This is a genomic window from Sorangium sp. So ce296, from assembly GCF_051529605.1.
GTDB classification, from domain to species: domain Bacteria; phylum Myxococcota_A; class Polyangia; order Polyangiales; family Polyangiaceae; genus Sorangium; species Sorangium cellulosum_D.
Window position 1 is genome coordinate 9564682 of record NZ_CP150325.1, and the last position, 22893, is coordinate 9587574.

18 protein-coding genes are annotated in these 22893 nt (G+C 71.8%); 12 read left to right on the top strand and 6 right to left on the bottom strand.

Features of this window, described 5'->3' with window-relative positions; translation table 11 throughout:
- Positions 1 to 60: 60 nt before the first annotated feature.
- The 3 genes from WME98_RS35475 (at position 61) to WME98_RS35485 (ending at position 2929) form a co-directional block, all read left to right on the top strand.
- Positions 61 to 570 carry a sigma-70 family RNA polymerase sigma factor gene (locus tag WME98_RS35475; protein ID WP_020734209.1) on the top strand — a complete coding sequence of 170 codons (510 nt, stop codon included), beginning with the start codon at positions 61 to 63 and terminating at the stop codon, positions 568 to 570.
- Positions 567 to 1319: an anti-sigma factor family protein gene (locus tag WME98_RS35480; RefSeq protein WP_437946056.1), complete on the top strand. Its 753-nt coding sequence runs from the start codon at positions 567 to 569 to the stop codon at positions 1317 to 1319. Before WME98_RS35475 ends, WME98_RS35480 begins: the two co-directional genes overlap by 4 nt.
- A 314-nt stretch (positions 1320 to 1633) precedes the next feature.
- The gene (locus WME98_RS35485; protein WP_437946057.1) at positions 1634 to 2929 is read left to right on the top strand and encodes a trypsin-like serine protease; all 1296 of its coding nucleotides are present in this window, start codon (positions 1634 to 1636) and stop codon (positions 2927 to 2929) included.
- 49 nt (positions 2930 to 2978) lie between these two features.
- Here WME98_RS35485 and WME98_RS35490 read toward each other — a convergent pair whose 3' ends face one another.
- Entirely contained in the window at positions 2979 to 4739 is a 1761-nt protein-coding gene (locus WME98_RS35490; protein WP_437946058.1) for a hypothetical protein, read from the bottom strand.
- Positions 4740 to 4908: 169 nt separating this feature from the next.
- Positions 4909 to 5931, bottom strand: coding sequence for a GTPase ObgE (gene obgE / locus WME98_RS35495; RefSeq protein WP_437946059.1), 1023 nt, complete (start codon positions 5929 to 5931; stop codon positions 4909 to 4911).
- Between the two features lie 99 nt (positions 5932 to 6030).
- Here obgE and WME98_RS35500 point away from each other — a divergent pair, with 99 nt between their 5' ends.
- Positions 6031 to 7557 carry an ATP-binding protein gene (locus WME98_RS35500; RefSeq protein ID WP_437946060.1) on the top strand — a complete coding sequence of 509 codons (1527 nt, stop codon included), beginning with the start codon at positions 6031 to 6033 and terminating at the stop codon, positions 7555 to 7557.
- 134 nt (positions 7558 to 7691) lie between these two features.
- Here WME98_RS35500 and WME98_RS35505 read toward each other — a convergent pair whose 3' ends face one another.
- Positions 7692 to 8378, bottom strand: a complete 687-nt coding sequence (locus WME98_RS35505) for a hypothetical protein (protein WP_020734215.1) — start codon at positions 8376 to 8378, stop codon at positions 7692 to 7694.
- Positions 8379 to 8930: 552 nt separating this feature from the next.
- On the opposite strand from WME98_RS35505, the gene WME98_RS35510 reads away from it, so the two are divergent.
- The 7 genes from WME98_RS35510 to WME98_RS35540 all read left to right on the top strand — a co-directional run bounded on the left by WME98_RS35510 (position 8931) and on the right by WME98_RS35540 (position 17866).
- On the top strand, positions 8931 to 9929 hold the full coding sequence (locus tag WME98_RS35510; RefSeq protein WP_437946061.1) for a diacylglycerol/lipid kinase family protein: 999 nt from the start codon (positions 8931 to 8933) through the stop codon (positions 9927 to 9929).
- A 288-nt stretch (positions 9930 to 10217) separates the two neighbouring features.
- On the top strand, positions 10218 to 11045 hold the full coding sequence (locus WME98_RS35515; RefSeq protein WP_061625136.1) for a hypothetical protein: 828 nt from the start codon (positions 10218 to 10220) through the stop codon (positions 11043 to 11045).
- Positions 11046 to 11368: 323 nt separating this feature from the next.
- A complete protein-coding gene (locus WME98_RS35520) occupies positions 11369 to 13294 on the top strand; it encodes a DUF4215 domain-containing protein (RefSeq protein WP_437946062.1) in 1926 nt (641 codons plus the stop codon).
- 376 nt (positions 13295 to 13670) lie between these two features.
- Complete coding sequence (locus tag WME98_RS35525; protein WP_437337110.1) at positions 13671 to 14279, top strand: hypothetical protein; 609 nt, start codon at positions 13671 to 13673, stop codon at positions 14277 to 14279.
- Positions 14280 to 14443: 164 nt separating this feature from the next.
- Positions 14444 to 14785 carry a Na/Pi symporter gene (locus WME98_RS35530; protein WP_437946063.1) on the top strand — a complete coding sequence of 114 codons (342 nt, stop codon included), beginning with the start codon at positions 14444 to 14446 and terminating at the stop codon, positions 14783 to 14785.
- A gap of 746 nt (positions 14786 to 15531) precedes the next feature.
- On the top strand, positions 15532 to 16047 hold the full coding sequence (locus WME98_RS35535) for a hypothetical protein (protein WP_437946064.1): 516 nt from the start codon (positions 15532 to 15534) through the stop codon (positions 16045 to 16047).
- 226 nt (positions 16048 to 16273) lie between these two features.
- Positions 16274 to 17866, top strand: a complete 1593-nt coding sequence (locus tag WME98_RS35540) for a carboxypeptidase regulatory-like domain-containing protein (RefSeq protein WP_437946065.1) — start codon at positions 16274 to 16276, stop codon at positions 17864 to 17866.
- Positions 17867 to 17961: 95 nt separating this feature from the next.
- On the opposite strand, the gene WME98_RS35545 is transcribed toward WME98_RS35540, so the two are convergent.
- The 3 genes from WME98_RS35545 to WME98_RS35555 form a co-directional block, all read right to left on the bottom strand.
- Positions 17962 to 19275, bottom strand: coding sequence for an inositol-3-phosphate synthase (locus tag WME98_RS35545; protein ID WP_437337111.1), 1314 nt, complete (start codon positions 19273 to 19275; stop codon positions 17962 to 17964).
- 317 nt (positions 19276 to 19592) lie between these two features.
- Positions 19593 to 20183, bottom strand: coding sequence for a Uma2 family endonuclease (locus WME98_RS35550; protein ID WP_437946066.1), 591 nt, complete (start codon positions 20181 to 20183; stop codon positions 19593 to 19595).
- A 71-nt stretch (positions 20184 to 20254) separates the two neighbouring features.
- The gene (locus WME98_RS35555; protein ID WP_437946067.1) at positions 20255 to 21547 is read right to left on the bottom strand and encodes a hypothetical protein; all 1293 of its coding nucleotides are present in this window, start codon (positions 21545 to 21547) and stop codon (positions 20255 to 20257) included.
- A 54-nt stretch (positions 21548 to 21601) separates the two neighbouring features.
- Between WME98_RS35555 and WME98_RS35560 the strand changes: the two genes are divergently transcribed.
- Positions 21602 to 22870: a PQQ-dependent sugar dehydrogenase gene (locus WME98_RS35560; protein ID WP_437946068.1), complete on the top strand. Its 1269-nt coding sequence runs from the start codon at positions 21602 to 21604 to the stop codon at positions 22868 to 22870.
- The last annotated feature ends 23 nt before the right edge of the window (positions 22871 to 22893 follow it).

A 22893-nucleotide genomic window follows, 5' to 3' on the forward strand; every position in this document is an offset into this window, starting at 1 on the left:
GTTCGAGCGGCGTCTTGCGGCCGTGGAGGCCTTGGAGCCGAGGAGCGGGCAGGTGCGGCGATGAGCGATCTGAACGACGAGGAGCTGCGCGCCCTCTTGCCGGGCATGCGGAGGTTCGCGGCCTCGCTGACGCGCGACGCGAGCGCCGCCGACGATCTGGTGCAGAGCTGCCTCGAGAAGACCCTCTCGCGCTGGCAGACGAAGCGCCCGGAGGGGAGCCTGAAGGCCTGGCTGTACGCGATCATGGTCCGCCAGTTCCTCGACGGCCGGAGGCGCGCGGGGCGCGTCCGGCGCTTGCTGGAGGCGTTCGGCGTCCGCGCCGAGGGCGAGCACCCCGGCGAGGAGGCCGTCCTCGCGCGGTCCTCGCTCGGCGCGTTCGACAAGCTCTCGGTCGATCATCGCGCGGTCCTCTTGCTGGTGACGGTCGAGGGCTTCTCCTACCAGGAGGCGGCGCAGGCCCTCGACGTGCCGATCGGCACGGTGATGTCGCGCCTCTCCCGCGCGCGCGAGGCCTACCGCGCCCTGACCGAGGCCGAGCCCGCCCCCGCCCGGATCCGGAGGGTCAAATGAGCCTCGATCCCCCGACCGAGGACGAGCTCCAGGCCTTCGTGGACGGCCGGCTCGATCCCCAACGGGCGCGCGCCGTCGAGGCGTACCTCGCCTCGCACCCTGACGAGCGCGCGCGCGTCGCCGCCTACCGGCGGAACGCCGAGGAGCTGCGCGCCCTGCTCGCCGGGGCCTCGCTGCTGCCGCCGAACCCACGCCTCGATCCGCGCGCGATCCGGCGCGATCTGCGCCAGCGCTCCCAGCGGCGCGCGATGCTCGGCGCCTCGCTCGCGGTCGCGCTCGGGATCGGCGCGCTCGGCGGCTGGACGGCGCGCTCGATGAGCCTGCCGGGGGCGCCTGCGCCGATGGACGACGCGGTCGAGGCCTACCGCACCTTCGCCACGGATCGCGTGCGGCCGGTGGAGATGGCGGCGGGGGACGGGGGCGATCTCCAGGCCTGGCTCTCCGGCCGGCTGGGGCGCCCGGTGGCGCTGCCGGATCTGGCGCCGTACGGGTTCGACCTCCTCGGAGGCCGGCTGCTCTCCACGGCCAACGGCCCCGCGGTCCTGCTCATGTACGAGGACCGAGACGGGCAGCGCGTGAGCTTCTACATCCGCCCGAGCTCGCGCCCGGGCGAGCTCACGGGCACGCGCCGCGACGGCGGGCTCGCGACGAGATACTGGTTTCGCAACGGCTACGGGTTCGCCGTGGTCGGTCGCGCGGACGACCCGCGCATCGCGGAGGTCCAGGAGGCCGCGCGCCTCTCGATGTGACGCGGCGGCCCCGCCCGGGCGACGACGATGTTGCTGTTCTTCATGCGCCGAGAGGTCGCCTGCGCGCCGCGGCCGCACTGGCACGCTCGCGGGAGAGCGATGCTTTTCATGGATGCACGAATCGACCCGGGCCTCGACAGCGCGCCTGCCGCGCTGAGCGAACCTTTCGCGTGAACGTGCACGAGCTCCGACAGGCCAAGCCGCTCATCCAGCGCCCTCGATGTTCCGCTCATCGAACGCCGCCGTTCCATAACGCCGCCTGGCGTGGCCCGGGTATCGCCGCATACTCCGGACGTGACCCATGCGGAGATGACATGAACAAAGAAGAGCTTGGGAATCAACTGGGTATCGCGATCTGCGCCGGGATCGCGTTGAGTCTCTCCACGGCTTGCACCATCGCGGATGCGCCGGAGGATCCGGTCGAGTCGCTCGATTCGCAGTCGTCCGAGATCATCGGCGGCGAGATCGCCGAGGCGAGCCCCTGGGCCGTCCAGGTCTTCGACGTGCGCGGGGACACGGGCGATTTTTATCAGTGCACGGGCACGCTCGTCGCGCCGCGCTGGGTGCTCACCGCGCAGCATTGCATGGCGGATGAAGGCGAGACGTCGGCGGTGCGCATCGGCAGCAACACGTACCGCGAGGGCCGGCGCATCGAGGTCGACGCCATCGAGGTGCCCTCGGCGGAGGTCGACATCGCGCTGCTCCACTTGACCGAGGACGCCGGCAGCGCGGTCGTAGAGCTCGCCCCCGCGGGGCCGGCCGTGGACGGGACGGACGCGACGGTCTATGGCTGGGGGAGCGAGGGCACGCCGCTGGTGATGGCGCCGTCGCTCAAGAAGGCGATCATCCACATCGACGGCCGGCGCTCCGACGACGAGCTCCTGGCGACGGGCGTGACGGGCTCGGGATGGAGCGGCGACTCCGGCGGCCCATGGTTCGTCGACGGGCGTCAGGTCGCCGTGTTCTCGGCCTCGAGCGGCCAGGACGGCACGAACCTGCATGCGTCGCTCGCCGGCGTCGACGTCGCGCGCCACCGCTCGTGGATCGACGCGACGATCGCCAGCGGCCCCACCGACCACCCCGAGGACGAGGTCGTGCTCTACGATCTCTCGGACTTCTCCGGCGTCTCGCAGAGCTTCGGGATCGGCCGCCACAACCTCCCGGACATGGCGATCATCGGCAACGACCGCGCGAGCGCGATCAAGGTCCCCGCCGGGCTCCGGGTCACGGTGTTCTTCCACCACAACTTCGAGGGCGAGGCGCGCGTCTTCACCTCGGACACGGATCTCGTGGCCGCGGGCTTCAGCGACGTCATCTCGAGCTTCGTCGTCTCGCGCGCCTCGGACCCGCAAAAGGACGTGGTCGCCCTCTACGAGCACGCCGATTTCTCGGGCGACTCGCTCCTCTACGGCGTCGGCAGCAGGTATCTCATCGGCGGCGCCTGGGACAAGAGGATCAGCTCCGTCCGCGTCCCCGACGGCTTCAAGCTGACGCTCTACGACCTGTTCTTCATTTATTCGCCCGCGTCGCGCGTCATCACGGCGGACGCCAACCTCGACAGCTACGACTTCGACGACCAGACCTCGAGCTTCACCGTCGAGCGCCCGTAGGAGTGAGGGGGCGCGGGCGGCTCGCTCGCCCGCGCCCCCTCGCGACGCTTCAACGCATCTCGCCGCCGCCGGACGCGCGGCGCTGCCCGCGGGCCGGCCGGCGGCGCGCCCCGCGGCGGAACGCGAGGCCGGCGGCGAGGAGCAGGGCCGCGACGCCGCCCGCGGAGGGCGTGTCGGCGCCGAGGCGGCACCCGCAGCCCGACGACTCGCCGCCCCCGGAAGCGCCGCCGCCCGCGCCGGCAGGCGGCGCCCCGCCAGAGCCCGACGCGGACGCCCCGCCCGAGCCGGACGCGGCGTCGCCCGCGCCGGACGACGCGACGGTATCGAGCCCCGCGCCGATCGACGTGGTGGCGGTGGTGGGCGGCGGCGCCTCGACGCACGCGCCCGCCTCGCACCGCTCGCCCGCGGGGCACGCGACCCCGTCGCAGACATCGACGCACGCGCCCTCGCGGCAATACGTGCCTTCGTCGCACGAGACGTCGGCGCACGCGGCCTCCACGCACCGGCCGCTCTCCATGTCGCAGCGCTCGTTCGTCGGGCACCCCCGGCAGTTGCACTGGAGCACGCACACGCCGCCTTCGCACACCTGGCCGGAGTTGCACACGACGTCCTGGCACGGATCGATGCAGCGCCCGGCGCGGCACACCTGGTCGTGCGGGCACACCACGCCGTCGCAGGGCGCGCTGCACTCGCCCTCGTGGCACACCTCGCCCACCTCGCACATCACGTCGACGCAGGCCTGCTCGACGCACAGCCCCCCTCGGCACACGAACCCCTGCTCGCACGGGAACTCCGCGGACCCGCAGCGATCCACGCAGCGGCCGCGGTTGCACACCTGGCTCTCCGGACAGGGCGCCTCCTCGTCGATGACGTCGTCGCAGTCGTTGTCGACGCCGTCGCACTGCTCGGCCTGGCTGCCAGGCAGCACGAAGGGAGTGCAGATCACCGCCCCCTGCGCGTCGCAGTCGGAGATCCCGAGGCGGCACGCGCCGACGTTCTCGTCCACCTCGCACGGCTGGCCGGCCTCGGGGCACGTGATGCCCGAGAAGCGGAACAGGAAGTCCTCGTAGTCGAGATCGTTGCCGTTGACGCCCGCGGCGCCGGCCGCGTTCCGGAAGTCGAGATCCTCGAAGCCCAGGTAAAACGTGTTGAGCAGCTCGTTCGAACGATAGATGAGGTCCGAGTACCACGGGCCCGGCGTCTCGCACCGCGTACACGCCACGTTGAACCGGTGCTCGGTGTAATGGTATTGCGTGGCGTTGCTGGTGCCGGTGCCGTTCGGGTTCGGGATCAGCACGAAGCCGATCAGCCCGCCGGCGTACGCGGGGCTCTCCCGGATCGACACCGCCGTCAGCTCGCGCATCGCGGCAGACGGCAGGGACGTCGAGAAGGGAAAGAGGATCTGGATATCGCTCTCCGGCGCCGCCGTGTTGAGGTTGGCCCTGGTGTCCACGGGGACGTACTTCGGCGGGTCGTCGCTCGCGCGGCTGTCGTCGACGTTGTACCAGCCGACGGCGAAGTTGGCGCCGCCCCCCTTGGCGATGTACTTGCCGCTGAACTCGCAGAGCGGCGAGAACACCTGCGGCTCCACCGCCGCGTCGGCCACGACGTCGATCATCTCGTCGATGTTGTCGTTGTTGTCCGACCCGTTGAGCAGGTCGCTCAACCGTTCGGTGACCGCGGGGATCGTGGTGCCGTTCGGCTGCACGATGTCGGCGCGCGCCGTCCCGCTCGCGCCGAGCGCCGCCGAGAGGGCCACACACCACGCAAGGGCAGACGGTTTGCTGAAGCTGAAGATCGACCAGCGCATCGGGCCTCCTCTCCTGGCAGGACGCGTGAGTCCGAAACGAAAAGTGGACGCCAACTTCGCCGCGTTGTCCAGACGTCGCGCGCTCGCCAGATCCGCGACCTATGTGCACGGTCAGCCCACGTGAGGACACCGTGTGATCTGCGCGGAGAGGACTCCCGCGCTCGGCCGCTCACTCCTCGCGCTTGCGCACGATCGCCGCGAGCTCACGGATGAGCTCGGTCACGCCCTCGCCCGTCGCGGCGCTGACGAGGTGGAGCTTCACCTTCGCCTTCGCGAACCGCGCCTTGAGCTTCGGGTAGGCCTCGCGCACCTCGGTCAGGTCGGCCTTGGTCAGGGCGACGACCTCCGGGCGCTGCGCGATCTCCGGGCTGAACTTCTTGAGCTCCTTGCGGAGCGCCCGGTAGTCGGCGAGCGGCTCGCGGCCCTCGCCGGGATCGAGCGTCACGAGGTGGAGGAGCGCCCGCGTGCGCTCCACGTGCTTCAGGAACCGGGTGCCGAGCCCGACCCCCTCGCTCGCGCCCGGGATCAGCCCCGGGATGTCCGCGATGACGAAGCTCGACCCGCCCGAACGCACGCCGCCGCCGATCTCGACCATGCCGAGCGTCGGGGTCAGCGTCGTGAACGGGTAGTCGCCGATCTTCGGACGGGCGGCCGAGACGGCGGCGACGAAGGTGCTCTTGCCGGCGTTGGGGAAGCCGAGCAGGCCGACGTCGGCGAGCACCTTCAGCTCCAGGCGGAGCTCGCGGGCCTCGCCCGGCTCCCCCGGCTCGGCGCGCCGGGGGGCCCGGTCGTGCGGCGACTTGAAGTGCAGGTTGCCGCGGCCCCCCTTGCCCCCGCGGGCGACCACGACCCGCTGGCCGTGCTCGGTCACGTCGGCGATCTGCTCGCCGGTCTCCGCGTCGAAGATCTGCGTCCCCACCGGGAGCTTCTCGACCCGGTCGGCGCCGGCGCGCCCGTGGCAGTCGCTCCCCATCCCGTGCTCGCCCCGCTCGGCCTCGAGGGTGCGCGCGTAGGTGAAGTCGAGTAGCGTGGACAGGCCTTCGTCGCCCACGAAGACGACGTCCCCGCCGCGGCCGCCGTCGCCGCCCGCGGGGCCGCCGAACGGGATGTACTTCTCGCGCCGGAATGCGATCGCTCCGTTGCCGCCATCCCCCGCGATGACCTTCAGACGGCACTGATCGACGAACCGCATGGTGGCGGCTCATAGCATAAAACTCAGGAAAGACCCCACAGCGGAAGGCCACCCCGTGCATCGGGCCGCCCGCCGGACCGCTCGACCAGGAGATCCCAGGTGCGCGCTCGAATCCTGATCGTGGACGACAACACCAGCCTCGCCGGAAACCTTCGCGACGTCCTCGAGGGCGCGCGCGAGCTCGACGTGGAGGTGGCCCTCGCCCCGAACGGCAAGCAGGGGCTCGCGATGGCCCGCCGCGACGGCTTCGACGTGGCGGTGGTCGACGTCAAGCTCCCGGACGCGAGCGGCCTCGAGCTCATCGCCCCGCTCCGCGACGCCGCCCCCCACGGCGAGATCGTCCTCGTCACCGGCTTCGCGACCGTGGACACCGCCATGGCCGCGCTCCGCGCCGGCGCCTTCGCCTTCATCCTCAAGTCGTTCCGGCCCGAGGAGCTCATCTCCACGGTGGCCCAGGCGATCGAGAAGATCTCGCTGAAGCGGGAGCGGGAGGAGCTCGAGCGGCGGTACCGGGCGATCGTCGACGCGGCGGACGTGCTCATCCTGGGCCTGAACGCCGACGGCAGCGTGGCCCTCTTCAACCCGCGCCTGTCCGCGCTGACCGGGGTGGGCGGCGACGCCGCGCTCGGCATGCCGTTCTGCGAGACGCTGGTCGACGAGTCCGAGCAGCGCCGGTTCAACCAGTCGTTCCAGAGCGTCGTCGAGGGCGACGCCGCCGCCGCCGAGGTCGAGGTCGGCGTCCGGGACGCGGTGGGCGCGATCCGCCGGGTGCGCTGGCACCTCTCCGGCGTCCGCAGCGGCGGGCGCGGCGGCCGGACCGACCTCGTCTACGGCATCGGCATCGACGTGACCGAGCGGCGCGCGCTCGAGCGGCGCGCCGCCGACGCCGAGGCGCTGAACGCCATGGCCCCGCTCGCCCTCGGGCTCGCGCACGAGATCCGGAACCCCCTGAACGCCGCGGTCCTGGAGCTCCACCTGCTCAGCCGCGGCATCGACCGCCTCTCCGACGAGGCGATCCGCGAGCCCATGAAGCGGCGGGTGGGCATCGTCGAGGCCGAGATCGGCCGGCTGGGCCGGCTCCTCGGCGAGTTCCTCGAGCTCGCCCGTCCGCGCGCCCCGCACCGCGAGCCCGTCGATCTGGCCCGCGTCGTGCGCGACGTCCTCGACCTGGAGGAGGAGGCGCTCGCGAGCCACCGCGTCGAGGTCGTCCGCGATCTGGCCGACGACTGCTTCGCGCTCGGCGACGTGGAGAAGCTCAAGCAGGTGGTCCTGAACCTCGTCGTCAACGCGCTGGACGTCATGCCCGACGGCGGGGTCTTGCGGGCGTGCGCGTCGGGCGACGCGCACGAGGTGTGGCTGTCGATCGGGGACACGGGGCCCGGGATCGATCCGACGATCCTCGCCGAGATCTTCGATCCGTTCTTCACCACGAAGGCGGCGGGCACCGGCCTCGGGCTGGCGATCGTCCGGAAGATCGTGGACCAGCACGCCGGCCGGGTGGAGGTGAGCACGCGCGCGGCCGAGGGGACGACGGTCCGCGTGCGGCTCCCCCGCTTCATCCCCGAGCCGGTGCCGGTGTCTCGCCCCACGACGAGCTCACTGCCGCCCCGCGGGGCTGGGATCTGACGCGCCTCACCGAGCGGCGTTCACCCGCACAGGAGACGGGCCCAGATCGGCGTTTTCGGCGCGCAGGCGTACACCAGTACGCCGAGCACCGAAAACGCCGAGGTGGGCCCGTATCCGAAGCGGGTGAGCGCCGCTCAGCCCACGATGCGCATCGGGGGCTTCAGGGGCAGAGGCGGCTTGGAGCCGGGGGCCGAGGGGATCGCGGACGGGGCCGGCTTGGGGACCGCGTCGCCCTCGAGGGCGGCGAGCGCCACGAACAGCCGGTCCATGCCGTAGTCGAGGGCCACCTCGCGCTGGAAGACGTGAGCCACCTTGATGAGGCGCAGCGACGTCTGCTTGCCGAGGTCGATCTCGCGCTCGAGGAACGCCTCGAACGAGCCGTAGCCCTTCGCCTGATACAGCTCCTGCTGCTGGATCTCGGCGAGCACCACCCCGATGTCGAAGAACCCCTTGTCGAGCCGCTTGCGGAGCGTGCGGATCTTCTGGGTCTGGTTGTGGAGCTCGGCGATCTTCGCCTTGATCTCCTCCGCGCCGGTGGGCACGCGGATGGTCGCCCGGGCGCTGCCGGGGGGCGCCGGCTCGGCGGCCCGTGCCCGCGCCTCGGCGGCGTGCTTCGCCGCGTGCCGGGCAGCCCAGGGCGCAGCGCCGCGGAGGCCGAGCTTACGCTTCGAGGCGCTCGACGAAGATTTCGAGTCTTCCTTGATTACCGGATTCACGGGTTTCGCAAGCTGAGCTTCAGCGCCCCCCTTGGCGCTCGAAGAGGCCTTCTTCTTCGTGCCCGTCGCCTTCTCGGAGCTGCCCTGCTTTGTGATCTTCGGCATGTCGCTGCGTCCCCCGCTGGGTACGAGATCGTCGCGGCCCTTCGCCACAAGCGCGCGCCGCCCGCGCGGGGGAAAGACCCGCGCGGCTGTCAAGCCGAATTGGCTCGCCAGGTCGTCGCCTTACCAAAAAATCGACCTCCCCGTCCACTATGTTTCGGGGGAGGCTCCTCGCTTTCCCGTTGGTCAGCATGACCCAAGATCGGCTCGAGAGCCAAAACCCATGAGCATCGCACGCTTGGGCCTCTCTCGGACAGCGGCGACCGCCGCGGGCGCGCTGTTTTGGCCACGTTGGCCTACAGCACGATCCCGGCGGGCTCGACGCTCCGGTCGAGCAAGGCCCCCCGCGCCGGCCTCGTGGCGGCGTCGTTCCTTCCACGGCTTCCACGGCGCGCGCCCGCGCGATCTCCAAGCGCGGGGGTCGGTCGTGGTAGATCGCGGTGCATGACCTCTCCGCCCGCCGGTCGCGGCTCCGATGACGTCTCCCAGGCCGCTGATGCGCCGCGTCGTCCGAGCGACGTGCCACGGGGCGCGGCGAGCAGTCGGATTGCCGTGGTGGTGAACGGCAACGCCAAGAGCGTGACGGCGGAGGTGATCGAGACGCTCGATCAGATCCTTGACACGGGGGATCTGTTCGTGTCGCGGCGGGTCGAGGAGAGCGAGGGCATCGCGCGGATCCTCGTCGACCGGGGTTACGGCACGATCCTCACGGGCGGGGGCGACGGGACGTTCACCGTGGTGGTGACGGCGGTGGTGAACGAGGCGAAGCGGCGCGGGCTGCCGCTGCCGCGGTTCGGGCTGCTCCGGCTGGGGACGGGCAACTCGCTGGCGTGGGTGCTCGGCGCGTCCGGGGGCGCGGGCGCGAAGCCCGGGCTGGCGGTGGACCTCCAGCGGCTGCGCGCCGAGGCCGGGAGCCGCAACCTGCGGCTCGTCGAGGCCGAGGACATCCTGTCGCCGTTCTGCGGCTTCGGGATCGACGCGGTGATGCTGCGCGACTACAACGCGGTGAAGTCGGCGCTCGCGCGCGGCCCGCTGAAGCGGCTCGCGCCGGGGCCGGTGGCGTACGCCGTCGCCGCGACGACGCGGACGATCCCGAGCTACCTCGTGCGGCGCACGCCGCACTGCCGCATCATCAACGAGGGCAACGACGCGATCCGCGTCGGCGAGAAGGGGACGATCCTCGGGGCGCCGATCAAGAAGGGCGGCGTCATCTACGAGGGTCCGGCGAAGATCGCGGCGCTGTCGACGATCCCCTATTACGGCTTCGGCTTCCGGATGTTCCCGTACGCGGACGATCGCCAGGACCGGATGCAGCTGCGCGTGTCGATGATCTCGCCGTTCACCTTCGTGCGGAACTTCTCGAGCATCTGGAACGGAGAGTTCGATGACCTGGAGACGGTGTTCGACTACTTCGTGGACGAGGTCACGATCGAGATGGATCCGGCGACGAGCTTCCAGATCGGCGGCGACGTCCGCGGGGATCGCTCGCGCGTCCGCGTGCGGCTGACCGAGCCGATCCGGATCGTCGATTTCTACGCGCCGCCGCGGGGGTAGCGCCGGGGAGCGCCGCCCGCCTGGGGCTCCAGCCGCCCCGGGAGCCGCCGCCGGGTCCCGCCCCAGGTGCCGGTCCCCGCATGCGCGGCACAGATCGACGCGCGACCAATCTGGCACAATTCCCTGTTGCGCTCGGCACACGCTGGCAAACGCGTGGAGACAGGGGCGCTCTTCGCTCCCTTGATGCATGCAAAATCAATGGTTTAACCGGGCGGAGAGGGGCTGGCGCATGGCTTGCTGGAGAGCTGTGCCATGAACACGACCTTTTCACGGACTCGCTTGGGTTTCATGGGAACGCTCTCCTTCTCCCTGCTCCTCGCGGCGGTGCCGTTCGGCGCCGGGTGCGTCGGAGAGGTGATCTCCGCGGAGGGCGAGGGGAGCGACGACAGCGCGCTCGAGGGCGCGGAGGAGGCGACCGAGGACGGGAATGGAAACGGCGGGGGCGGCGGGAACACGCCCGGAGGCGAGGAGGCCGAGGCGGCGTGCACGATCGGCGAGTCCCGGAATTGCACCAACCACGGGATGGGCGGCTACGAGCTGTGCGAGGACGTGGAGGGGGTGCCGACCTGGACCGGGTGTCAGTCGAGCAGCGTCAGCACGCCGCTCGTGCTCTCGTTCGATCAGCGTCCGGTCGAGTACCTGACCGCGATGAGCGGCGCGTTCGATCTGAGCGGGCTCGGGGCCACGATCGCCACCGACTGGCCCACCGCGGCGACGCCGTGGCTCGCGCTCGATCGGGACGGCAATGGGGCGATCGACGGCGGCGAGGAGCTGTTCGGCTCGGCGACGGTGCTCGCGAGCGGGGCCCGCGCGGACAACGGGTTCACCGCGCTCCGCGAGCTCGACTCCGACGGAGACGGCCGCATCACGGCGCGGGACGAGGCGTGGTCGCGGCTCGTGCTGTGGAGCGACCGCGACGCGAACCGCGCCTCGAGCGCCGGAGAGCTCGAGCCGCTCGCGTCGCGCGGGCTCGTCGCGATCGAGCTCTCGTACGGGCGCGACCGGCGCTGCGACGGGCGCGGCAACTGCGAGATCGAGCGCGCCGCGTTCACGTTCTCGGACGGCGCCGCGGCCCGGACGGGCGCGGTCATCGACGTGCACCTGCGCTGGCAGTGACGCCACCGCCGGCGGGCGACCCGGCGCGCCCGCCGCCTCGACGCGGCCACCGGCGCGCCGCGCGTAGCCCGAAGAGGAGGTCGCGTCGACCCCTCGACGCGCGCATGCCTGCACGGCACACGGGAAGACGGGCTCCCGCGAAGGAGCGGTGGGAGCGCGCTCCGGCGGGAGCGAGACGGCGTCTCGACAGCATCAGGGAGCCGGGAAGCGGCGCGTATGGGGGCTTCCCACGAAAGGCGGTTGCACCGAAGATGGCGCCGCGCGGGTGACATGTCACGCCGCGTCATCGACGGGCGAATCCCCCTTTTCCCTGGAGCGACAGAATGAGACTACGATGGACGACCTGCCTCCTCATGCTGGGGCTGACGGCCAGCGCCGCGGCGTGCGGGGACGATGACGGCACCCCGGGCCCGAACACAGGAACGGGCGGCGAGGGCGGCGCGGGTGCGATGGGGGGCGGAGGCCGGGGCGGCTCGGGCGGCGTCGGTGGTGCCGGAGGTCTCGGGGGCTCCGGCGGCGATGGCGGACTGAGCGGCTCGGGCGGCGGTGGCGGCGCGGGCGGGATCGGCGGCTCCGGCGGCGCGGGCGGGATCGGCGGCTCCGGCGGCGCGGGCGGCGACGCTGGCGCGGGCGGGATCGGCGGCTCGGGGGGCGGTACCGGTGGCTCCGGCGGAGGCATCGGGGGCACAGGCGGCACCGGCGGCGGCATCGGGGGCGCGGGCGGCACCGGCGGCGGCATCGGGGGCACAGGCGGCACCGACGGCACCGGCGGCATCGGTGGCTCCGGCGGCGGCATCGGGGGCACAGGCGGCACCGACGGCACCGGCGGCATCGGTGGCTCCGGCGGCGGCATCGGGGGCGCGGGCGGCACCGGCGGCGGCATCGGCGGCACCGGCGGCGGCATCGGCGGCACAGGCGGCACCGACGGCACAGGCGGCGGCATCGGCGGCTCCGGCGGCGACGCTGGCGCGGGCGGCTCCGGCGGAAGTGTCAACCTGCCCGACGGCGCCGCCTGCACCGACGACGCGATGTGCGCAGGGAACTTCTGCAACCGCGAGGATCTCGACGGATGGCCCGCCGGGTACTGCATCAGCTCGTGCGAGCACACCGGCGGCACCTGCGCCGGCCACGGCGTCTGCATCGAAACCGGCAGCAACGGGCACCTCTGCTATGCAGCCTGCGCAACCTCGAGCGACTGCCGTCCCGGCTATGCCTGCGTCCCCGCCGCCGACGGGGCGCTGAGCTGCCGGCCGGCGTGCACCGAGGACGCGCAGTGCCCGACGCGCGGCAGGTGCAACGGGGCCACCGGCCTGTGCAGGATCTACGAGGCGATCTGCGACGATCGCGCGGACAACGACTTCGACGCGACCTTCGATTGCGATGACGACGATTGCGAGGGACCCTGCGCCGCGATCGCGGCGACCTGCGCGGTCGCGCCGCCCCTGCCGCCGGAGGTCTCGGGCGACACCTCGCTCGGCACGAACGCGTTCGGGGCCGGCTGCACGGGCGCCGGCCGCGAGGACGTGTACCTGTTCGCCCCGCCCGAGGAACAGTCCGGCACGCTCTCGGTCGCGCTCGAGTCGGACACCGACCACGGGCTCTACGTCCGCGGCGCGTGCGAGGACCGAACCACCGAGCTCGCGTGCGCCCAGCTCGCCGTCGGCGGGGGCGCCGCGCCGATCGAGGTCGTCCTGAGCGCCGGCGAGCCGGTGACCGTCGTCGTCGACGCGCATGCGCCGGGCAAGGAGGGCCCGTACACGCTGCGCTCTACGTTCGCCCCGGCGATCTGCGGCGACGGCGCCGTCACGCGGCCCGAGCAGTGCGACGACCCCGACGCCTTCGGCGCCTGCGCTGACGACTGCTCCTCGGTCTGCGAGGGCGCGCGGGAGGCCGTCCTCGGGGTGAACACCGGCGACACGCGGACCGGCACGATCGCCCTCCGGGGCAGCTGCTCCATGCCCGACACGCGCGAGGACGTGTACCGGTTCACGCCCCCGGCGGACGGCAAGCTCACGCTCGAGCTGTCGTCCGCCACCGATCTGACCCTGTCCGTGAGGTCGAGCTGCCCGTGGGCGAGCGCCGAGCTCGCGTGCGAGGACGCCGCGCAGGCAGGCGCCGGCGACGCGCCCGCGATCGAGACCCTCGCGCTCGAGGTGACCGGCGGCGCCCCGCTGTTCATCGTCGTCGACGGCTTCTGGTCCCAGGCCGACGCCGGGCCGTACACGCTCGACGTGTCGTTCGCGCCCTGAGCGCCGGCGCCGCCGCCGACCACCATCCCACACCGGCCCGCGCTGCGGCGCGCTCCGATCCCCCTGACGACTCCCCCCTGGAGGGCGGCGCCTCCAGGATGAGGGGGCGCGCCCTCAGCGCGCCGGCGCGGGCGCGGACCGCCGGGGCCGCGGAGCGCGCGAAGGCGCGAAAATGCCGGCGCGCGCGCGGCCGAGCGCCGGAATCGGGGAGTGGCACGTTTCCTGTTTAAAGGCGTTGCGTGACGCTCGGCGCGGTCCAGGCGGCGAGCAGGGCGACCCGGGCGACGGATGGACTCGACTCCGTCGCACCCGCGGCGGACCGCCCGCGCGTCAGATCACGTGTCGTTCAACTAAATACCCGAAAGAGAGCTCAATCATGAAGCGTGCAATGATCCTCCTCGCCTCGTCCCTCGTGTCCTCGTTCGCGCTCGTGGGCTGCGTCGCCGACGCGACGGACCTCGACGCGGAGCTGGCCGGATTGGAGGAGGTCGAAGAGACCTCGCAGGCGCTGTGCGTCGACATCTCCGCCCTGCAGGTCGACCAGACCGCGGCCCAGTCGAACTCGAGCGACGTCGGCAGCTTCACCCTCCGCGAGTCGCCGGACAACACGTACTACAGCAGCAAGGGCAACTACGTCGTCGAGGTCACGAACGTGAAGAACGCGTTCGCGTCGACCCAGACGGCGATGGCGTACAGCGTCAACGCCCCCAAGTCGAAGAGCGTCTGCGAGCACACGACGACGACGGCGACGCTCTACGGCTTCGACGAGGTCGAGGGCTGCTGGGTGCAGATCGGCGCGACGAAGAGCAAGACCGGCGTGTACTACCCGGGCGGCGGCTTCATCCAGCCGAGCTGCGATGACGTCGTGAGCTGGTCTATCCCGAAGACGGTCACCAAGGTCCGCATCAAGGGCAAGTCGGTGCTCCAGACGACGTTCGGCCCGGCCGGTCAGAAGATCGCGGAAGGCACGAGCTGGAGCCACTGATCCGGCGCGGAGGGTGGGGGAGGGCGCGGCCTCCTGCGCGCTCCCCCGCTCGTCGACGTCTGTCGCCAGGCTAAGCGAGCGCCGTACCTGGCTCAGGGGTTTCCTCTCCTGCGCTGCGCGAGATCTCCGAGAAACGTCGCGCCATTTGTCGATGGATCGCCATCATGCTCGGGGCCGAGATCGGCGCGTGCGCGGACGTGCTGGTCGCGTCGATCGGCCGGGAGCGGGCGGCGCTGCGCACGGGGCTGTTCCAGCTGCTGCTCAACGTGATCACGGTGCTGCTCGGGATCCCGCTGATCGGGCTGCTCAGCCGGCTCGTGGAGGCCACCTCCGGCGACGTCGGCCGGCAGATCGCCAACGCGCATATCCTCTTCAACACGGCCGGAGCGCTGCTCTTCCTCCCGTTCACGCCGTGGATCGCCCGGCTCCTCGAGCGGCTCGTCCCCGATCGGCCGCGGCAGAAGGAGCCGGGCGGCCCGGCTGCCCTCAGGCTCCGCAACACGTAGCGCGTAGCGCGCGGATGCTGGTCGGACCAGGGTGCCCGGTCCCGTGCCGGACAGAGCGCCCTTCGTCCGGAGCGGGCCGCGCTGGAAGGCCTTTGCGCGCTCCATGTCGCTCGATGTGTGGCGATGAGCGTGATTGGCATGCTCCCGACGAACGGTCGCGACCCCGGGCGGACGACCCACGCCGCGTTTTGCGGGAGTTCTAGGAATGTGGTCTTCGATTACAGCTGCGATGAGTGCATGGGCCGTGGCGTTCGCTACCCCGGTCGGACGGCGCATGTTGCGTTTTGCGAGAGTTCTAGGGATGCGCTCTTCGATGGCAGTTGTGATGAGTGCCCGGGTCGTGGGGTGCCGTCCGTGTAGATGTTGATTATTTTGAGAGATTGTTTCTTTCTCCCGGGCTTGCTCGGTGAGAAATGATGCGGTACCGTCAATCTACGCCGATTCGAGGAAATCCTGTTCGAATCGACAGGAGAGCCGCGTTGAATCGGGGCGTATTCTGGGGGGGCCGGCTTCGCCGAGCCGCTCTCCGGAGAGCGCCGCGCGTCGCGAGGTCGATGGCAGGAGGCGAGGCCTACCGTGGGTTCGCACGCGCTCTTCGCCGGACGTCAGGGGCGCGCAGCGGTCTTCAGACACCGCATGATCAGAGGGGAGCGAGCGCATCTGCCGCTCTCGCCAGGGAGCTATTGCCCCGCGCTCATCTCGGAGAATTCACGTTTCACAGGGCACGAAACCAAGGAGTTCGCCTCATGAAGAAGTTCACGATCCTCGCCTCGCTCGCCGTCATGTCGATCTCGGGCAGCGCCATGGCGATCGCGCCTGGGCCGCACGCCATCGCCATCGAAGGGTCGCCGTCCGGCACAGGGACGTTCATGTTCGTGGCCCCCGACGGCGCCAACGCCGTGCTGGCCCCGAACGGGACATGCGCGTACAACCTGCTCTGGGCGCCCCCAGCGTCTTTGCCGGGCTTTGGCACGCGCCTCTGCCAGGTTCTGGAGGCGACGACGTTTACCTTCCCGAACTGCATGAGCAGCGTCACGACGCCGGGAAACATCACGAGGAATATCAACAGCGTCATGTACGCCGGCGATGGCTTCACCCCCATCTGTAACGGATTCCGCGGCGCCATCGCGGGTTTCCCCGCCTCCCCCTTCTCAAACCTCACCATGATCCTCGGCGAGTCGGCGACGGGGCCCTCCGCGGTCGGCATCGTTCACAGCTTTAACTTCTCGTTTTTTGGTGCCCTCTCCATCGTGTTTACGTGACGCAGAGCGCGCCCCGCCGCGCCGACGTCCGATGAGGGGGCTTCCGGGGCCGGGCGGAACCGGCCCCGGAGGCCTCCTCGATGCACCGGTGATCGCTGCTCGTGTCCGCCGTTGCCTCGCCCCGAGGGCGAGCGGGAGCCGCGGTGGAGCGCCCCGCTCCGCCTCGGCTGTGACATCGCTGCGAGCGCCGCAGCCCCCCACACCATGACTCGATGGAGACATCCTCATGCAACCCCGCGTCTTGCGTCACGACACTCCCCGGCGATGGCCGCTCTGGTGCGCGCTCTCGTTGCTGGCCCTCGTCGCCGTCCTGTTCTTCCGGCCGAAGCACGACTCGCCCCACACCGCGCAGCGCGACCCGGCAGCCGCACAGAAACGATCGGGCTACGTCAACCGAGCGCAGTGGAAGCGCCCCGCCGCGCACCCTGCCGAGCAGGCCTCCGAGCTTTCGTCGATCTCCGGGACGGTCTACGACATGAGCGGCGCCCCGCTCGCCGGGGCTGCCGTCGCCGCGACCACGTACGAGGTCGCCGGCAACTTCCCGACCACGGCGGCCTCGGTCCAGAGCGACGAAGACGGGCGCTTCGAGCTCCGTGTCCCGAACGGCTCGTACAACCTCGTTGGCAACAAAGACGGATACGGCCCGTCGCTGGCCATCGCGCACAGCGGTGATGACGTCGCCCTCATGCTCCCGAAGAGCGGGATCGTCGAGGGGCATGTCTACAACGAGCGCAAGGAGCCGATCACGCGGTTCACCGTCGATGTCGTCACGATGGCGCCCGACAGCACGGCGGCGCCTGCGCCCCTCTTGTCGAAGCGCTTCGAGGGGCCGGACGGCGCCTTCCGCCTCGACCAGATGCCTGCCTGGCCGGTGCTCCTCAGGATCACCGCGTCCGACTACGCGCCCGCGTTCTCCGAGCTCGTCTATGCCAGGGCCGGCGAGAACCATAAAGTCGATCTGACGCTCTCGGGCGGGTGCACGCTGACGGGGACGGTTCATGACGAGAAAGGCGCGCCGCTCGCAGGGGTGTTCCTCGACGCGGAGTCGCGCGACGCCGCGGGCGCGGCGAGCCAGGGGTCGATGGATGCCGCGAGCCAGGCGCAGAGCGAGCTCGACGGCCGCTTCCGGCTGGAGCACGTCCCTCCCGGCGAGATCCTGGTCCGCGGGTACAGCGGCGGCTATGCGACGACGACGGCGGGCGTCCAGGTCTCCGGGTGCGACGATCTGGCGCCGATCGAGCTCACGATGTCCACGGGCGGCAGCATCGTCGGCGTGGTGCGCGGGAGCGACGGCAAGCCGCTCGCCGGCGCGAGGCTCGTGGCCTCTCACCGGAGCATCGGCTTCGTGAACACGGTGACCGACGCCGAGGGGCGATATCGCTTCGAGCAGCTCCCGCCGGTCGTGGTGCGCCTGGAGCTGCTCGACAAGGCGCAGCGCACGGTGGCGCACGTGGGCGTGAAGGAAGGGCAAGACGTCGAGCAGAACCTCGCGCTCTTCGCGAAGGGCTCGGGCGAGATCCGCGGGCGCATCACGTCCGGCGGGAAGCCGGTCCGGGGGGTTCAGGTCCAGGTCGCCTGCAACCAGGGCGAGGGCGGGCTTGACGTCCGCTATCCGACGACGGGCCCCGACGGAACCTACCGGGCGACGGCTCTGCCGGACGGCGCCTACATGGTCATCCTCACCTCGGCGGGCCGAGCCACGTCGGCCCACGTGCGCGACGGCGGCGTCGCGGAAGCGAACATGGACATCGCCGAGCAGCCCAAACTTCCCGAGCCCGAAGACGCCGCGGTGGTTCCGGCCAGCGCCACCAAGGAGTGAGCGGCTCGCCGGCCGGCGCCCCCACGCCTGCGCGCGCCGCGCCCTGCGTCCGGAGCTCCGCGGCGCGACCGCCGGGCTCCGGCAGCGCCCTCCCTTCAGTCGTAATACTCGTTGCCCAGGTGGGTGATGAGGTCTTCCCCCATGAGCCAGCGCATCGTGTTCTTGAGCTTCATCGACTGGATGAAGAGGTCGTGCTCCGGGTACAGGGCCGGCGCGGTCATCGGGCTCTTCCAGTAGAAGCTCAGCCACTCCTGCGTGCCGCTCAGCCCGGCGCGCTGCGCGAGATCCAGGAGCAGCGCGAGGTCGAGCACGATCGGCGCGGCGAGGATCGAGTCGCGGCAGAGGAAGTTGATCTTCATCTGCATCGGGTAGCCGAGCCAGCCGACGAGATCGATGTTGTCCCAGCCCTCCTTGGCGTCGCCCCGAGGGGGGTAGTACTCGATCCGCACCTTGTGAAAGAGCTTGCCGTAGAGCTCGCCATGGACATCGGGCTTCAGGATGTGCTCCAGCACCCCGAGCTTCGAGACCTCCTTCGACCGGAACGACTCCGGGTCGTCGAGCACCTCGCCGTCGCGGTTGCCGAGGATGTTCGTGGAGAACCACCCCGCGACGCCGAGCATCCGCGCCTTGAGCCCCGGGGCGATCACGGTCTTCATGAGCGTCTGGCCGGTCTTGAAGTCCTTGCCGGCGATCGGCACCTCCTGCTTGCGCGCGAGCTCCCACGCGGCGGGGAAGTCGACGGTGAGGTTCGGGGCGCCGTTCGCGAACGGGATGCGCTCCTTCAGGCAGGCCCAGGCGTAGATCTGGGAGCTCGAGATGGCCGGGTGGTCCTCGGCGAGCCCCGACTCGAAGCGCGCCATCGACTGGTGGACCTCCGCGGGCGCGATGTGCACCTCGGTCGAGCCGCACCAGACGGCCACGGCGCGCGCGGCGCCGCTGTCGCGCAAGGAGGCGCGGAGATCTTCCCGGACCTGCTCCACCATCTCGGCCTTGCTCGCGCCCTTCTTCACGTGGGTGCCGTGGAGCCGCCGCACGTACTCCGGGTAGAACACCGCGGGCATCGGCCGGATCCGCTCGAGCTCGTCGCGGACGGCGTCGAGGTGGCGGCGCTCGAGCACGTCCGCGTGCCGCGCCGACTCGTAGGCGTTGTCGGGGAAGATGTCCCACGCGCCGAACGCCAGCTGATCGAGCGCCGCGAGCGGCAGGAAATCCTTGATCCTCGGCGCGCGGTGGTCGGTGCGCCGGCCGAGCCGGATCGTGCCCAGCTGCGTGAGCGACCCGATCGGCGGGGCGAGCCCGCGCCGCGCGAGCAGGGTGCCCGCGATGGTCGTCGTGGCGACGGCGCCCAGCCCCGGCAGCAGGACCGCGAGCTTGCCCTCTGCCTTCTTGATCTCTTTCGGCTGCTTCACGTGACGTGTTCCCCCCGGTCGTGGTCGCGGGCGCTCCTCGGGCAGGGGCGGGGCGTCCGCCGGTGCCGTGCGCGCGGCGCGCCGGCGCCTGCCGGGGCCGCGCGGCGCTGCGACCGCCGGGAGCATGAAGCCCGGCAGCCGCGATCACCACGGCCCGGCGCGCGCGCGAGGGCGTTTCCGGCGCGCTCCCTTCACCGATCTCCGGTGCGCCCTGCGAGCCAGCGCCTCGGACGGCGGCGGGCGGGCGGGCGGAGGCGGCTGGAGACGGCGCGCGCAGGGGCTCCGGCGCGGTCAGGCCGGACGCTCGCCCGTGCTCGTCAGCCGTCGTCGTCGCCGTCGAGCAGGCCGTGCACCGAGAACGCGACGGCCTCGAAGGGCTCGGCGTGGACGCGCTCCTCTCCCTGGGCGTCCAGGACCAGGAGATAACCGTCCTCCGTCCAGCGATACACGATGAGCGTCTCGGCGATCGGATCGATGAGCCAGTAATGAGGTACGCCCGAGCGCTTGTAAGTGCGCATCTTCTTCACGACGTCGTTGCGCTCGTTGGAGGGCGAGAGGATCTCGCAGACCCAGTCCGGTCGCACCAGGACGGGACTCTCCCTGGGGAGCTCGGGCAGCCGCTCCCTGCGCCAGCCGGCGATATCCGGGCGGTAGATCTCGCTGTTTTCGAGCTGGACCTCGGTCTCGGTCAGGAAGCGCCACCCGCCGGGCCACGGCCCGCCGGGGCGACGATCGTACGGGCCGCCGAGCCGGATGGTGAGGCGCGCCTGGGAGCTGCCGTGGCGCGGGCTCGGCATGGCCTTGCGCACGAGGTCGCCGCCGATGATCTCGTGGAACCGCTCCGGCTCCGGGATGGCGAGGAGGTCGGCGACCGTGGCGGGCGCCTTCTTCAGCGCAACGGGCGGCATGGCCGGAGGATAGGCCCTCCGGCTGCGGGCAGCCACCCGAGGCCGGCGAGGGCGCCTCCAGCGCGCGGCGCTCAGGGCGCGGCCGGCGGGTAGCCGGCGGCGGGCGTCATCGCCTCGATCCAGGCGCGGACCGCGGCGACGGCGTCCTCGTCGACGCGGCGGGTCGCGAGCGGCGGCATCTGCTCGGGCGGCGCGCCGGGCGCGTCGCGCCGGGCCATGGCGCGCAGCAGGGTGCTGCGATCCGGATCGCGGGGCCTCAGCCGGTAATAGCGCGCTCCCGGCGGCGCGCCGGGCGGGCGCAGCTTCGCTGGCTGGTTGATCGCCGTCTGGTAGGCGCGCGTGCCGCGCACGTCGCCGACCCGGCCGGCAGCGTCGATGTCGAGGCGCAGCTCGAAGTGCGTCGCGACGCCGAGCGGATGGTGGCACGAGACGCCGCAGTTCGCGTGGAGCAGGCCGAGGGCGCGCCGCTCCGCCTCGGTCCCGGGCACCTCGAGCGCGGCCGCGCTGGGCAGCGGGCCGCCGGCGCTCGTCGAGAGCAGGCCGCGCTGGACCAGCTCGGGATACGTCAGGCCGCCCGCGCCGCGCGCGGCGAGCTGGACGGCCTCGAAGCCGAGCGGGTTGTCGGTCTTGCCCGCATGGCAGCGGATGCAGTCGACCTGCGCCGGGATCGCATAGCCGTCCGCGCCGGGCACGTGGGGGACACCGGCCTTGACCTGCAGCGCGCTTTCGCCGTCCTCGGACCAGACGTAGGTGGCGCGCGTCCAGCGATCCTCCGCGGTCTTCCAGAGGAGCCTCGTCTCGAGCCGGCGGCCCCCGGCGGACGCGGGCGTCCGGAACTCCTTCCACAGCTTGGCGCCGACGGGGAAGATCCAGTCGTTCATCCTGGAGACATCGATGGTCGAGCCCGGAGGGAGGTAGATCCATCGCGTCTTCTCGGCGCCGTCGCTCCACAGCTCGAAAGCCGGCTTGAACTCGCGGACGCTCGCCGCGAGCGAGCGCGCGCCGAAGTCGCTGTACAGGCCGGTACAGCGGAGATCGTGAGGGTCCGTGTCGCCGTCCTTGCAAGGCGGCTCCCGGGGCGCCGCGGGCGCGCTCTCGCCGGAGCGCTCGCCCGCTCCGGCGTCGCGCGCGGCCGCTCCGGCGTGCGGGCCGACCGGGACGGGCGGGGCCGAGGCAGGGAGGCGATCGGCCTGGGGCGTCTCCTGTGCGCCGCAGCCGCCGCAGCTCGCCAGCAGCAGCGATGCGAGCACGGCTTGCCAGAGGTGGCCGCTCATGATGAAGGTGGAGGCGGAGGTGTCCGCTTGCCCGAGAGACCGATCCACCGGCGCGCGGGGCGCGCTGCCTGGCTGACGAGAGCGTGCCATCGGACCGCCTGGTGCCTCCTGCTCGCGGGCAGTGTAGCCGCCTGCGACCGGCGCGTGCAGGTCGCGGGGCCGCCCGAAGAGCCGCGCGAGGGCGTCGCCGCCGGTCCGGCCGCGGCAGGGAACGCGTCCCCGCCGGCGGCCCAGGCGGGCGCTGCGGCCCCTGGGCCGGCGCCCGCCGCGGCGGACGGCGCGGCCGCCGCGCAAGCCGCGCCCGCGGCGCCGCCGGCGAACGCGGCGGAGCTCGCCCGCCCGGCGAAGTGCGGCGGCGTCCCGCCGCTGAAGCTCACGCTCGTCGCGAGCGGGCTCGAACAGCCGACGTACGTCGCCGCGCCGCCCGGCGATCCGGCGCGCCTCGTGGTGCTCGAGAAGGCGGGGACCCTCCGGCTCGTCAAGGACGGCGCGGTCCAGCCGGCGCCCTTCCTCGACGTGCGATCGCGCGTGTTCTTTCCGACGCCGAACGCGGAGGGCGGCCTGCTCGGGCTCGCCTTCCACCCGGAGTACGCGAAGAACGGGCGCTTCTGGCTCCACTATTCGTCCGCCCCGCGCGGCAACGTGGTGATCGAGGAGTGGAAGCGCGCCGCGCAGGGCGCCGACACCGCCCATCCCGAGCCGGTCCGGTCGCTCGTCGACGTGAAGCACGGCGCCTGGAACCACGTCGGCGGCATGCTCGCCTTCGGCAAGGACGGTTACCTGTACGCCGCGATCGGCGACTCCGCGCGATCGCCGAGCCCGGCGGCCGATCTCACCTCGAAGCTCGGCAAGATCCTCCGCATCGACGTCGATCAGCCGACCAAGGCGCCGGCGGGCAACATGACCAGCGGCGATCCGATGATCTGGGATTACGGGCTCCGCAACCCGTGGCGGTTCAGCTTCGACCGGCTCACGGGGGATCTGTACATCGGCGACGTGGGCCAGAAGAGCTGGGAGGAGATCCTGGTGGAGCGCCCTGGCCAGGGCAGGAACGATTACGGCTGGGAGGCGATGGAGGGCGCCCATTGCTATCCTCCGGGCGCGACGTGCAAGCCGCGCGGGCTCCCGCCCGCGGTGGAGCACCCCCGCAGCGAGGCGGGCTCGATCATCGGCGGGTATGTCTATCGCGGGGCGAAGATCCCGTGTCTGCGCGGCCGGTACCTGTATGGGGATTACGTGACAGGCCGCTTCTTCTCCTTCGTGTGGGACGGCAAGGCCGCGACCGATCGCGTCGAGCTCACCTCCGCGCTGAGCCCGAACGGGCTCCCGGCGTCGTTCGGAGAGGACGCCGCCGGGGAGATCTATGTGGTGATGTTCAACACGGGGCGCATCTACCGGATCGACCCGGGGTGAGGCGCTGAGCCCGGCGCGCGCCC